Origin of the sequence: Tatumella morbirosei (assembly GCF_000757425.2) — a bacterium.
GTDB lineage: Bacteria > Pseudomonadota > Gammaproteobacteria > Enterobacterales > Enterobacteriaceae > Tatumella > Tatumella morbirosei.
Genome location: NZ_JPKR02000003.1, coordinates 462,069 through 475,105, shown reverse-complemented (window position 1 = coordinate 475,105; position 13,037 = coordinate 462,069). Strand labels below are relative to the sequence as shown.

At 49.8% G+C, this 13,037-nt stretch carries 13 protein-coding genes; 10 read left to right on the top strand and 3 right to left on the bottom strand.

Annotation, left to right across the window (positions count from 1 at the left end):
- Nucleotide 1 precedes the first annotated feature (1 nt).
- The 5 genes from HA49_RS05060 to HA49_RS05045 all read left to right on the top strand — a co-directional run bounded on the left by HA49_RS05060 (nucleotide 2) and on the right by HA49_RS05045 (nucleotide 4,600).
- The gene (locus tag HA49_RS05060) at nucleotides 2-994 is read left to right on the top strand and encodes an MBL fold metallo-hydrolase (protein WP_038020856.1); all 993 of its coding nucleotides are present in this window, start codon (nucleotides 2-4) and stop codon (nucleotides 992-994) included.
- Between the two features lie 448 nt (nucleotides 995-1,442).
- Nucleotides 1,443-1,586: a DUF2627 domain-containing protein gene (locus tag HA49_RS21415; RefSeq protein WP_169748764.1), complete on the top strand. Its 144-nt coding sequence runs from the start codon at nucleotides 1,443-1,445 to the stop codon at nucleotides 1,584-1,586.
- A gap of 13 nt (nucleotides 1,587-1,599) precedes the next feature.
- A complete protein-coding gene (gene cspE, locus HA49_RS05055; RefSeq protein ID WP_001062678.1) occupies nucleotides 1,600-1,809 on the top strand; it encodes a transcription antiterminator/RNA stability regulator CspE in 210 nt (69 codons plus the stop codon).
- A gap of 137 nt (nucleotides 1,810-1,946) precedes the next feature.
- Nucleotides 1,947-2,771: a 23S rRNA (guanine(745)-N(1))-methyltransferase gene (gene rlmA, locus HA49_RS05050; protein ID WP_038020855.1), complete on the top strand. Its 825-nt coding sequence runs from the start codon at nucleotides 1,947-1,949 to the stop codon at nucleotides 2,769-2,771.
- Nucleotides 2,772-3,037: 266 nt separating this feature from the next.
- Nucleotides 3,038-4,600: a TerC family protein gene (locus HA49_RS05045; protein ID WP_038020854.1), complete on the top strand. Its 1,563-nt coding sequence runs from the start codon at nucleotides 3,038-3,040 to the stop codon at nucleotides 4,598-4,600.
- Between the two features lie 219 nt (nucleotides 4,601-4,819).
- On the opposite strand, the gene HA49_RS05040 is transcribed toward HA49_RS05045, so the two are convergent.
- Both HA49_RS05040 and pabB read right to left on the bottom strand, forming a co-directional pair.
- Complete coding sequence (locus tag HA49_RS05040; protein ID WP_038020853.1) at nucleotides 4,820-5,383, bottom strand: CoA pyrophosphatase; 564 nt, start codon at nucleotides 5,381-5,383, stop codon at nucleotides 4,820-4,822.
- Nucleotides 5,373-6,752 (bottom strand): aminodeoxychorismate synthase component 1, encoded by a 1,380-nt coding sequence (pabB, locus tag HA49_RS05035; protein ID WP_038020852.1) that lies wholly within the window; start codon nucleotides 6,750-6,752, stop codon nucleotides 5,373-5,375. The genes HA49_RS05040 and pabB overlap by 11 nt, the downstream gene beginning before the upstream one ends.
- A gap of 112 nt (nucleotides 6,753-6,864) precedes the next feature.
- Here pabB and HA49_RS05030 point away from each other — a divergent pair, with 112 nt between their 5' ends.
- Nucleotides 6,865-7,083, top strand: coding sequence for a YoaH family protein (locus HA49_RS05030; protein ID WP_038020850.1), 219 nt, complete (start codon nucleotides 6,865-6,867; stop codon nucleotides 7,081-7,083).
- Between the two features lie 14 nt (nucleotides 7,084-7,097).
- Here HA49_RS05030 and HA49_RS05025 read toward each other — a convergent pair whose 3' ends face one another.
- Nucleotides 7,098-7,442, bottom strand: coding sequence for a RidA family protein (locus tag HA49_RS05025; protein WP_038020849.1), 345 nt, complete (start codon nucleotides 7,440-7,442; stop codon nucleotides 7,098-7,100).
- 123 nt (nucleotides 7,443-7,565) lie between these two features.
- On the opposite strand from HA49_RS05025, the gene yoaA reads away from it, so the two are divergent.
- The 4 genes from yoaA to fadD all read left to right on the top strand — a co-directional run bounded on the left by yoaA (nucleotide 7,566) and on the right by fadD (nucleotide 12,960).
- Nucleotides 7,566-9,497: a DNA repair helicase YoaA gene (yoaA, locus tag HA49_RS05020; RefSeq protein WP_038020848.1), complete on the top strand. Its 1,932-nt coding sequence runs from the start codon at nucleotides 7,566-7,568 to the stop codon at nucleotides 9,495-9,497.
- 167 nt (nucleotides 9,498-9,664) lie between these two features.
- Nucleotides 9,665-10,375 (top strand): tRNA (adenosine(37)-N6)-threonylcarbamoyltransferase complex dimerization subunit type 1 TsaB, encoded by a 711-nt coding sequence (gene tsaB / locus HA49_RS05015; protein ID WP_038020846.1) that lies wholly within the window; start codon nucleotides 9,665-9,667, stop codon nucleotides 10,373-10,375.
- 61 nt (nucleotides 10,376-10,436) lie between these two features.
- A complete protein-coding gene (locus HA49_RS05010) occupies nucleotides 10,437-11,033 on the top strand; it encodes a Slp family lipoprotein (RefSeq protein WP_038020845.1) in 597 nt (198 codons plus the stop codon).
- A 214-nt stretch (nucleotides 11,034-11,247) separates the two neighbouring features.
- Nucleotides 11,248-12,960: a long-chain-fatty-acid--CoA ligase FadD gene (fadD, locus tag HA49_RS05005; RefSeq protein WP_038020844.1), complete on the top strand. Its 1,713-nt coding sequence runs from the start codon at nucleotides 11,248-11,250 to the stop codon at nucleotides 12,958-12,960.
- The last annotated feature ends 77 nt before the right edge of the window (nucleotides 12,961-13,037 follow it).

Genomic DNA, 13,037 nt, shown 5'->3' with positions numbered 1-13,037 from the left:
GATGGCATGGCGTAATCCCTGGTATGACTCCGCAAAATCTCATCATACTCTGCAGGGATTCCGGAATACGGAACCTGACAGCAGAGCACAGGGTGACCTGAAAAAATGGAGAAAGATGCGAAAACAGCAGGGGATTCCGCACCCACCGGCCGGGGGCTATACCGCCTTCAGCCAGCGATGGATGGCATCATTGTCTCTGGAGGGCAACGATGACCGTCTGTGGTGGCTTGGCCATGCATCTCTGATGTTGAGGGTTGATCGACGCTACCTGTTGATCGATCCGGTTTTTTCACGTCGTGTATCACCCGTAGCTTTTATCGGCCCGCAAAGGAAGACCCCTGCGCCATTAAAGGTCGGGGACCTGCCTCATCTGGACGCAGTGCTCATCTCCCATAATCATTATGATCACTTGGACAAACCGACAATCCGCCAGATTATCGCCGCTTTTCCGACGGTAACTTTTTTTGTTCCTGTGGGGTTGGAGCGCTGGTTCTTTCGCCAGGGAGCACACAACGTTGTGAGTCTGGACTGGTGGCAGCAACGCCCCTTTTCCGGAGTAGAAATTCATGCGGTGCCCGCCCGTCACTGGAGCCGGCGTAGTCTGTTCGATAAGAATCGATCTCTGTGGTGTGGTTGGGTCATCAGACACTCCGGATTTAGTTTCTGGTTCTCGGGGGACAGTGGGTTTACCCGTAGTTTGCTGGAAATTCCACAGTACCTGGGACCATTTACGCATGCGGCGTTACCGGTAGGGGCCTTTGCCCCGGAATGGTTTATGAAAAATCACCATATGTCTCCTGCTGATGCGGTGGTATTATTTGAAGCGGCGGGGCAGCCTCAGACAGTCCCCATTCACTGGGGCGTTTTTGAACTGGGTGATGAGGGACTTGATATTCCTCCGCAGGCACTGTCAGAAGCTATGAACCATTACCCGCAGCCTATTGCAGACAGATTTTCTGCCTGGAAAATAGGAGAGAGCCGACCACTATCCTGAGGACTGTTCTGTCCGAACCAGAGGAAGCACTGGTCGCCGGATAACCTGGCGGTCATAATAAAAAAATATAACCAGATTGACAGTTTTGTGACGGTATTATTTCTGTCGGGCAAACCCGATAATATTCTCAGTCACTTTATTTGCCATAATGCAAAACCTGGTTTATGTTTATTTTCTTACTGTTTGATTTCAGGTATTGAATTTAAAATACTGTACAATATTTGGCAGGGTCTGATAGCACATTTTGGTATTTTCTTAGCTGAAATGGCCATATGCATTTCGTGGTATCGTTGTTAACAACCCAGCCCGCGGGGCTTGCGCGATGTTTAAACTGTGTTTTACGTCAATAAATATGCGTTAAGTCCAGCAGGGGTATTAAAAATGGCTTGCCATTAATTAAGGGATATGTAATAACAATTCATAGATTAATCGAGGTGCGATTCTGTATATGTATGGCATTTTCAGTAAAGAAGATATGAGTAAAGACGTTATCGTTAGAACTGCTTCCTTTGCCGAACCAAATATTAGTGCCTCATTCAGTAATGTCCCACGTTTTTCTGTAACACTGCCTCCGGGCAAAATAAACATTTAAAGGAATTTGCAAAATGGCAAAGATTAAAGGTCAGGTTAAGTGGTTCAACGAGTCTAAAGGTTTTGGTTTCATTACTCCTGCAGACGGCAGCAAAGATGTATTCGTACATTTCTCTGCAATCCAGGGTAATGGCTTCAAAACTCTGGCTGAAGGCCAGAACGTAGAGTTCGAAATTCAGGACGGTCAGAAAGGACCAGCAGCGGTTAACGTAACTGCTATCTGATTAAACGAATCTCTTTCCGGAATCACTTCCTGAAATGATGAATTGTGAAACCCCGCTCAGTGAGCGGGGTTTTTTGCTTTTTCCTTCGGCGACGAACAGGTACACTTGCGGCTGTTTTTATCAGTGGGGTACGAGCAGTGTATATATGTCCGTTATGTCATCAGCCATTGTTACAGCAACAGGGCGGGTGGCGGTGTACTGGCAATCACCATTTTGATCGGGCCAGAGAAGGTTACGTTAACCTCATGCCGGTGCAGCACAAAGGGTCGAAAATTCCGGGAGACAGTCCGGAGATGATGCAGGCCAGGCGAAGCTTCCTGGATCAAGGTTATTACCAGCCCATGCGAAGTGCCGTCACTGAAATGCTGGCAGAACATCTTCCGCAGACTGACGTACAAATTCTGGATATCGGTTGTGGTGAAGGGTATTACACCGCAGAGATTGCCCGTTGTTTTGCAAAACGGCAGGGGGCCGCTGTCTATGGTCTTGATGTCGCCAAAGTGGCTGTCAAATATGCGGCCAAACGCTATAAAGCGATACGTTTCTGTGTGGCTTCCAGTTACCGTTTGCCATTTGCTGATCAAAGCCTGAATGCTGTTTTGAGAATCTATGCGCCCTGTAAAGATGAGGAGCTGGCGAGAACCCTGAAACCGGAGGGCTATTTACTCACCGTTACTCCGGGACCGGATCATTTGCGTCAGCTAAAAGCTCTTATCTATTCGGAAGTTCAGCAGCATGAAGACAATGAACATCCGTTGTCTGATTTTGTTCAGGTACAAGAGAAACGCCTTACCTATTCAATGGATTTAACGTCGGAAGCCTCAACAGCCTTGTTACAGATGACTCCTTTTGCCTGGCGGGCATCAGAGCAGGTCTGGCAACAGCTGGCATCCACCGTTAGTTTCCATTGTGACGCTGATTTCAGGCTACGTCTGTGGCAGCGAAAGCCACTCGCAACGTAATTAAATGTCATTTAGTGTGTAAGTGTAAAAATTTTTTTGACGGCGTGACAGATGCTGATACAGTAATTCTCTGTTTATTATTCAGGAGTATCGGGCTTAGCCCTGTTTATGGACCCTCACCGACGCCGTTCAGTCTTTCCGCAGCTGCATTGTAGTGCCTGCAACTTTTCGATCGACCATTCCCGCATTTATCCGCAACCGGTTATCGGCACGACCTTCGGCCGGGCTTTCGTTGCTATGTTATTTTTGTCCTCAAGGAGCCATTAATGGAAATATTTCTGGACCCCTCTATCTGGGCAGGCTTGCTGACACTGATTGTTCTTGAGATTGTTCTGGGTATTGATAACCTGGTGTTTATTGCGATTATCGCGGATAAATTACCTCCGCGGCAGCGGGATAAAGCGAGGATTATTGGGCTCAGTCTTGCCCTGGTGATGCGACTGGGGCTACTGTCACTGATTTCATGGATGGTGACTCTCACCCGGCCATTATTTCACATTGGAGATTTTGGTTTTGCCGGACGTGATCTGATCATGCTGGCGGGGGGGATCTTCCTGCTATTCAAGGCGACGACCGAACTGCATGAGCGACTGGAAAACCAGCCGGAATCTCATCAGACAAATAAAAGTTATGCCAGTTTCTGGTCCGTCGTTGCGCAGATTGTTGTGCTGGATGCCGTATTCTCACTCGACGCAGTAGTCACAGCCGTGGGTATGGTCAGCCATCTATGGGTCATGATGACGGCAGTGGTGATTGCCATGGGAATTATGTTGTTAGCATCGAAGCCGTTGACACGCTTTGTTAATGCCCATCCGACAGTGGTGGTGTTGTGTCTCAGTTTCCTGTTGATGATTGGTCTGAGCCTGGTGGCTGAAGGATTCGGTTTTCATATTCCGAAAGGTTATCTGTACGCCGCGATCGGCTTCTCAATAGTCATTGAGATGTTTAACCAGATAGCCAGACGAAATTTTCTGCGTCACCAGTCCCGCCGACCATTACGTGAACGGACAGCTGAGGTGATTGTGCGACTGATGGGTGGCAAACAATCTCAATCGTCAACCGACAGTTCTCATCCTGAGAGTGAGGTGCCGGCGACCGAAAGCTTTAAGGATGAAGAACGCTATATGATTACCGGAGTATTGACCCTGGCGTCACGTTCGGTGCGTAGCCTGATGACGCCGAGAGGGGATATTTCCTGGGTAAATGCTGAAAGTTCGACTGAAGAGATTCGTCGGCAGTTGCTGGATACTCCGCATAGTCTCTTCCCTGTATGCCGTGGAGAACTGGATGAGATTATCGGGGTTGTCAGAGCCAAGGAGTTACTGGTGGCCCTTGATAAACAGCTGGATATCAGCCAGTTTGCTGCGGAAAACCCGGCAATTATTGTCCCTGAGACATTAGATCCGATCAATCTGCTGGGTGTTTTACGCAGGGCTAAAGGCAGTATCGTGATTGTGAGCAATGAGTTTGGCGTTGTTCAGGGATTAGTGACACCACTGGATGTGCTGGAAGCCATTGCCGGAGAATTTCCTGATGAAGACGAAACACCGGATATTGTCCCGGATGGAGAGGGCTGGCTGGTCAAAGGGGGAACAGACCTGCATTCTCTCGAGCAGTTACTGGATGTGCATTGTCTGGTCGATCCTGCCGAAGATTATGCCTCAATCGCCGGGCGGTTAATCTCTCACAGGGACCAGATTCCCCGGGCTGGAGAAGTGATTGATATCGAAAATCTGCACTTCACCGTTCTGGAGGCTACGGAGTATCGCATTGACCTGGTACGGGTTACCCGTGACCCGTCAGATACGGACGAGGACGAGCCAGAATAAGTATCAGGCCCTGTGGTTAACCTCACGGGGCCTGTTTACTACCGCGGCTGTGAGCCTCACCGTACTTTTATCGTCAGCCCAATCCGGCATGTTTCACGTTATTTTAGTTTCATAGCTTTCATTGTAGCGAATGCATTTCTCTCAATATGGCGGGCTTGCCACAGGGGCACAGGTGAGACCAGGGTTGTGCTCCATCCCCATTATCGGCTGAGGGAATGATTAGATGTCGAGTAATTGCTTGCCAAGGTCGCGGAGGATACCAGCAGTCATCCCCCAGATAAACTGATGTGGATAGTTGGATATCCAGACATGGCGAGACTGGCCGTTACGGGTCACCTTCAGTGGTGAAAAATGCTTACTCTCAAGCAGAGGTAATAACGGGACTTCAAAGACCATAGCCACTTCGGCGGCTTCAATCCTGAGAGGTAAACCAGCCGGTAGTATCGCGACAAAGGGGGTTACCCTGAAGCCTGTCTGGCTGCTGACCGTGGGCAGTTGGCCAATGACTTCTATCTTATCCTGTGTCAGTCCCAACTCTTCTTGTGTTTCCCTTAATGCAGTCTCTTTAAGTGAGCTATCGCTGAAATCCTGTTTGCCACCAGGAAATGACACCTGTCCGGGGTGATTACGCAGATGTGCCGAGCGAAGAGTGAGCAGCAGTGTAGGTTCCGGGTGGGCGATCACCGGCAGCAGCACCGCTGCCTGACGATCGCTCTCTTTCCCCAGCGGTTGAGCCTGTGGAAGTTGCAACAGGAAACGTTGCCGGAATTGCTCAATATTCATCAGAGTTTATCGAGGATAAGTGGGTCAATGCAGGCAGTATACGTTGTAGCTTGTGTAACGTTTCCTGATATTCGTCCTCCGCTATACTGTCGGCTACAATTCCACCACCGGCAGTACAATAGAGTTTTTGCTGCTCCGCAATCAGGGTGCGGATAGTAATATTAGTATCCATATTCCCGCAACGGCTCAGGTAACCGATGCTGCCACACCAGGCATTGCGTCGATGTGGCTCCAGTTCATCAATAATTTCCATAGCGCGAATTTTTGGTGCTCCGGTAATCGATCCGCCCGGGAAACAGGCGCGTAACAGGTCACTATTTTCGGTGCCGGTGGGAAGTCTGCCACGTACAGTACTGACCAGATGGTACACTGCAGGGAAGGGTTCAACCACAAACAATTCCGGAACAGTGACACTGCCGGGTTCAGCTACCCGTCCGATATCATTACGTAATAAATCCACTATCATCAGATTTTCTGCCCGATCTTTTTCTGCGGATGCCAGCTGACGGGCCTGGTGTGCGTCAGCTTGTGGATCATCAAGACGGGGGCGTGTGCCTTTAATGGGCCGGGTCTCTACCTGGCGGTTCTTCACCTGCAGAAAGCGCTCAGGAGACAGGCTCAGCAGGCAGCTCTCTGGCAGACGCACAAACGCACTGAATGGTGCACGGTTCTGCCGGCTCAAATACTGAAAAGCCTGCCATTCGCTGCCCTGGTATTCCGCGCTAAACCGCTGAGCCAAATTTATCTGATAACAGTCTCCGGCATTAATGTAATTTTTGACGCGGTTAAAGCACTGTTGATACTGTTCACGTGAAAGGTTACTTTGCCATTCGGAAATGAGCCGGAAAGCAGGAAGTTGCAGAGTCTGCTGCGAATTCAGCCACTCTAACCGTTGACTGCTGTCACTGAGGCTTACCAGAGTAAGGCGTTGTTTATGATGATCTGCTATCATGGCCCAATCGTAGATCCCTACTGCCATATCGGCAGTGTGTAATTCACTGACAGCTGTCTCCGGAAGCTGTTCGAATCGTCGCCCTAAATCATAACCAAACAGACCCAGAGCACCGCCGGTAAACGGCAGGTCCGAAAGTGACGAGGTCACTTCCGGCAGAGTCTGTAGGGCTTCCTGCAACAAAGCCAGTGGGTCACGGTGGGAGTGGTGAAGCTTATCTCCTTCGCTTATCCAGGTTGTCTTGCCAGTGGTGGACAGGGTCATCAACGGGTCAGCACTGAAAATATCGAACCGGTTATCATGATGTTCGGCCGCTGATGAGCTGAGTAATATGGCCCATGGTTGCTGTTCCACACGGGAAAACCAGTGGTTAAGTGCATCCGGTGAGTATTCAAGAGAAACGGTATTCAGAGTCATAAACGTCGGGCATTAGCAATAAACTGGTCATAAGCCTGACATATTTTTTAATTACTGACATCAGTTATCTCGTCAACAGTGACGGGAAACTGGCTATGTAGCAGAGGTTTGTATGTTTAATGGATTACCGGCACTTTCTCATCAACAGCAGCAACAGGCCGTTGAACGTATTCATCAGCTTATTGCGGAAGGTATGTCCAGTGGTGAAGCTATTGCCCTGGTGGCAGCAGAGATACGCGAAACGCACCAGGGAGGACAAAGTCTGGCACGTTTCGAGGATGATGAAGACGCTGATGAAGATGCTGATGAAGACGCTGATGAAGATGCTTAACAGCTTACTGAATTTTAGCGGGCTGCGATGATTTTGATTTCTACTTTGTACTTAGGATGCATCAGCCCTGCCTGGACAGTACAGCGGACTGGTGCGTTATCAGGGGAAACCCACGCATCCCAGGCCTTATTCATGGCGGCAAAGTCGTCTGTGTCGGTGAGAAAAATGGTCGCATCGAGTATTTTGCTTTTATCAGAACCCACACGGGCCAGTAACCGGTCAATCACCGCCAGGGCGTCGGCCGTCTGGGCGAAGGCATCGCCTTCAAGGTCTTCTGGTACACTGGTGTAATAGATGGTTTCGTTGTGAATAACAGCTTCAGACATCCGGTGTTCCGGGTCAATCCGGGTAATAGTCATTGTGTGCTCCTTTAGTTTCCGGCAGTCAGCCTGCCATATCGCAATGAATATGTCATCCCTGGTAGTCCGTATCATTGAAAACTGACATAATTGCGCGGTTTTTTAGCTGCATCGGGAGGCGATGTGACAGATGATTTTTCCCCTGAAGGGGCGCTGACAGCCGCAATCCCGGGGTTCCGTCCACGCGAAGCCCAGCGGCAGATGGCCGGGGCTGTGGCCGAGGCAATTAATAACGGAAGTGAGCTGGTAGTAGAAGCGGGGACAGGGACCGGGAAAACCTATGCTTATCTGGTACCAGCCCTGCGCTCAGGTAAAAAAGTGATCGTGTCGACCGGTTCCCGGGCATTGCAGGATCAACTCTACAGTCGGGATTTACCCACCATTGTCCGGGCTCTGAAATTCAAAGGTAAAACAGCGATCCTGAAAGGGCGTTCAAATTATCTTTGCCTGGAACGGATGGACCAGCAGAATCTGACCGGGGGTGACCTGCCGGTACAGTCGCTCACCGATCTGGTCAGTGTCCGGGGCTGGTCTTCGGTAACAGTTGATGGTGACATCAGCCAGTGTGCCAGCGTAGCTGAAGACAGCGGGCTTTGGCCACTGGTCACCAGCACAAATGACAACTGTCTTGGGAGTGATTGTCCGCGTTACAACGATTGTTTTGTAGTTAAAGCCCGAAAAAGGGCGATGGATTCAGATGTCGTCGTTGTCAATCATCACTTGTTTCTGGCGGATCTGGTGGTTAAAGAGAGTGGATTTGCTGAATTAATTCCTGATGCTCAGGTGATGATATTTGACGAAGCTCATCAGCTTCCGGATATTGCCAGCCAGTATTTTGGACAGCAGATCTCCGGCCGACAGCTACAGGATTTAGCCAAAGACATTATTATCGCTTATCGTACTGAAGTTCGGGACATGCAGCAGTTGCAGAAAGCGGCAGACCGGTTATCCCAGGCAAGTCAGGATTTCAGGATGATTCTTGGCGAACCCGGATTCCGGGGCAATCTGCGCGAATTATTACAGCAAGCCAATGTAGCACGCATGTTGGTACTGCTCGATGATGCGCTGGAACTCTGTTACGACGTGATAAAACTGTCTCTCGGGCGTTCTGCATTACTGGATGCGGCATTTGAAAGGGCAGCACAATACCGCACGCGACTGAAGCGAATCAGTCACACCGAGCAGCCGGGCTTCAGTTACTGGTATGAATGTACGTCACGGCATTTTACCCTGGCACTGACCCCGTTATCTGTAGCTGAACGCTTTCGTGAAGTTGTTGATGCGCGTAATGCATCCTGGGTGTTTACCTCAGCAACGTTGTCAGTCAATGGTCAGATGCAACACTTCGCGGGACGTTTGGGAGTTACAACCGCCAGGCAGATGATCCTTAATAGTCCGTTTGATTATGCGCGTCAGGCGTTACTGTGTGTCCCCAGAAACTTACCGGAAACACACAGACCCGGCGCTGCGAAGCAGCTGGTTAAAACACTGACACCCTTAATTGAAGCCAACCGGGGCAGATGTTTCTTTTTATGTACCTCTTATCAAATGATGAGGGAACTTGCAGCAGAGTTCAGGGCGGTATTGAGTCTGCCGGTACTGCTGCAAGGTGAAACCAGTAAGGGGCAAATACTGCAGCAGTTTATTGAGGCAGGAAATGCATTACTGGTGGCGACCAGTAGCTTCTGGGAAGGGGTGGATGTCCGTGGAGACGCTTTATCATTAGTGATTATTGATAAACTCCCTTTTACGTCGCCGGAAGACCCGTTACTCAAAGCAAGAATGGAAGATGCCAGACATCGTGGGTTGGATCCGTTTGATGAAGTGCAGCTTCCTGACGCAGTAATCACCCTGAAGCAGGGGGCGGGTCGGCTGATACGTGACGAAACAGACCGTGGCGTGCTGGTGATCTGTGATTCACGTTTAGTTTCCAGACCCTATGGTGCATTGTTCGTCAACAGTCTGCCGGATTGTCCACGCACGCGCGATTTAGTCAGGGCTGAACAGTTTATTACTGAGGGTCGGCCTGCGGGTAGCCTCATTCAGGATGACTGATGATTGTAGTATTTTGTTGCGAATGAGTTTCATTTCATCTGCGTGCGACAAGTTATACTATCCCCTGTGAGGTGTTGTGTCGCTGATAGCTAACGACTGATTCACGGGTTGTGGGAAGCTCATTTCCCTACAGCCTGAATGTTAACTTTTATCAATTACAAATAACTATGCAAGACATCTCAGCTTTAAAACTATTGGCTCTTGATACGGCAACGGAAGCCTGTTCGGCCGCAATTCTTAACCACCAACAACTGGATGCACGATTTGAGGTTGCTCCGCGCGATCATACCCGCAAAATATTACCGCTGGTGGCAGAATTGCTTGAGGGTCAGCAACTGGCTCTGACTGATCTGGATGCATTGGTTTTTTGCCGGGGACCTGGCAGTTTTACCGGCGTCAGAATTGGTATCGGTATCGCTCAGGGACTGGCTCTGGGGGCAGAATTGCCAATGATTGGTGTTTCTACCCTGGCGGCTCTGGCCGAAGGTGCCTGGCGGTTACAGCAGGCAGACAAAGTGCTTACTGCAATAGATGCCCGAATGGGCGAGGTTTATTGGGCAGAATATCAGCGCACGGCCGAAGGAGAGTGGCAGGGTGTCGACACTGAGCGGGTCATAAATCCTGCTCAGGCTGTCGAACGGATGCAGCAACTCTCCGGGCGTTGGGCGCTGGCGGGTACTGGTTGGAAGGCTTATCCTGAAATGCAGCAAGGCCATACGCTGGAGCTTGAGCTGAGCGGTTCTGAGCTACCGACGGCACAGGATATGTTACCGCTGGCGGTCAGCCAGTGGCAGCGCGGGGAAGTTTTCGCCGTGGCAGAAATTGAACCCGTTTATTTGCGTAATGAAGTTACATGGAAAAAATTACCCGGCAGATGATGGTTTGCTGCAACCCGCGGTGATTTAAGCGGTCTAAGCGGATAATACTCAGGAGATTATTATGCTCAGTTTAAGAAAGGGTTGTTCTGCATTGATGCTGACGTCCGTGTTATTACTTGCCGGATGTGCAACTGTACCTCAAAGTATTCGCGGAATTTCTCCGGAGCCACAACAGGACCTGGTTCGGGTGATGAATGCCCCTCAGCTTTATGTAGGACAGGAATCCCGGTTTGGCGGTCAGGTGGTAAAAGTTACCAACAGTAATGGTATGACCCGCATTGAACTGGCGGTTCAACCGCTGGATGATAGTGCCCGGCCAATACTGGGTTCGGCATCGACCGGACGGATTTATGCTGACGTGCATGGATTTGTGGACCCGGTCAATCTGAATAATCAGTACCTGACAGTATTAGGTAATATCCGCGGTACAGAGAAAGGTCAGATTGGTCAGGCAACTTATGACTTTTTGGTCATCGATGTGACAGGCTATCAGCGTTGGCATCTGGCCAGTCAGGTAGTGAGCCCGCCAATGCCGATGGATCCGTGGATTTGGTATGGCCCTGGCCCCGGCCGGTACCGCCATGGCTACTGGGGGAATCCCTGGTGGGGTTTTTATAGCCCCGGTCCCGCCACGGTTGAGACATACCTTACCGAATAAAGCCCAGGGCATGCCAGTGAGAAGGCCTCCCCCGGCCCGTAATAAAGGTAAATGATATATCCGGCCCGGAGCCAGTATGGCTCCGGGTTTTTTTATATGCCTGGCCGTTAAGATATGTAGTAATTAGTGACAGATATCGCAACACGGAAATCATGTTATTAGCAAACTGGTACAATGAGTTAAAATAATGTTAAACAGGCAGGAGGGATTAAACATGGTGTTACAATATGATTTTTCAACGCCAGCAAGGACGAAGGCCTGGTTAGCACATTATCCTGACGGGGTACCGCCAGAGATCGATGCCGATCACTACAACTCACTGATTGATCTTTTCGAGCATGCGGTACTACGCTATAACGATAAACCTGCCTATATCAGCATGGGGCAAGAGCTGACGTTCCGCCAGTTGGAAGAGCAGAGCTGTGCCTTCGCCGCTTATCTGCAGCAGGAACTCAAACTGGAGAAAGGCACCAGGGTTGCGCTGATGATGCCTAATACTTTGCAGTTTCCAATAGCTCTGTTCGGTATTCTGCGGGCGGGGATGGTGGTTGTAAATGTTAATCCGTTGTATAAGCCCAGAGAGTTACGCCATCAATTGTCTGACAGTGGCGCTGAAGCGATCGTTATCGTCAGTAATTTTGTTCATACCCTCCAGCAGGTGATTGGTGACACCCGGGTAAAACACGTGATTGTTTCTCAGTTAGGTGACGGCCTGCGTTGGCCTAAACGTACCCTGGTGAATCTGGCGGTGAAGTATGTTAAACGGTTGGTACCAGCCTGGTCTCTGGAAGGCGTACACTCCTATCGCGAATGCCTCAGGCGGGGGCACCAACTGACTTACGTCCGACCAGAATTAAATAACAGTGATCTGGCGTTTCTGCAATATACCGGAGGTACAACCGGACTGGCAAAAGGGGCGATGCTGACTCACCGGAACCTGCAGGCTAACCTCGAGCAGTGTAAAGCGATGTATGGCGGATTGCTGACCCCTGGCGAAGAGATGGTGGTGACGGCATTGCCTTTGTATCACATCTTCGCCCTGACAGTGAATTGTTTGCTTTTTCTGGAGGTAGGTGGGAGTAATCTACTGATTACTAATCCTTTTGATACTAAATCCATGATTAAAACACTCGCCCGTTACCGGTTTACGACGCTGAGCGGGGTGAATACTTTATTCAATAGTTTGCTGAGTAACCCTGAGTTCAGAAAACTAGATTTTTCAGCACTCAAACTCACTGTCGGTGGGGGAATGGCCGTCAATAAAATCGTCGCTGAACGGTGGGAGGCACTGACGGGTAATTATCTTCTGGAGGGCTATGGCCTGACGGAGTGTTCTCCACTGGTTTCCGTCAATCCCTGTAATATTACCAGTTATACTGGCAGTATCGGAGTACCGGTACCCTCTACAGAAATAAAAGTGGTGGATGATAACGGTCAGGAACTGTTGGACGGCGAGCAGGGGGAATTACTGATTCGTGGGCCACAGGTGATGGCAGGTTACTGGCAACAACCCGAAGCTACACGTGAGGTAATGACAGACGGCTGGCTGCACAGTGGGGATATTGTTACAGTAGACCGTGAAGGTTTTATCCGGATTGTTGATCGTAAAAAAGATATGATTCTGGTATCGGGTTTTAATGTTTATCCCAGTGAAATCGAAGAAGTAATCATGTCTCATGCCAAGGTTTCTGAAGTGGCCGCGGTGAGTGTACCGAGCGATGCCACGGGAGAGGCAATCAAAGTGTTTGTGGTAGCCAGAGATAAGTCGCTGACCCGGGAAGAGTTACTTGACCATTGTCGTCAAAATCTGACAGGCTATAAAATCCCTAAATATATTGAATTTCGTGATGCTTTGCCGAAAAGTAATGTTGGAAAAATTTTGCGCCGTGAGTTGCGCGCAGAAGCGATGGCACAAGGCCAGGGCTGACAGGGTGAAGCATTTTTATGTCAACGCCGGGTAAACCGGCGTTTTGTTTTTATGTCATCGCTGCGGAGAATTTTCGC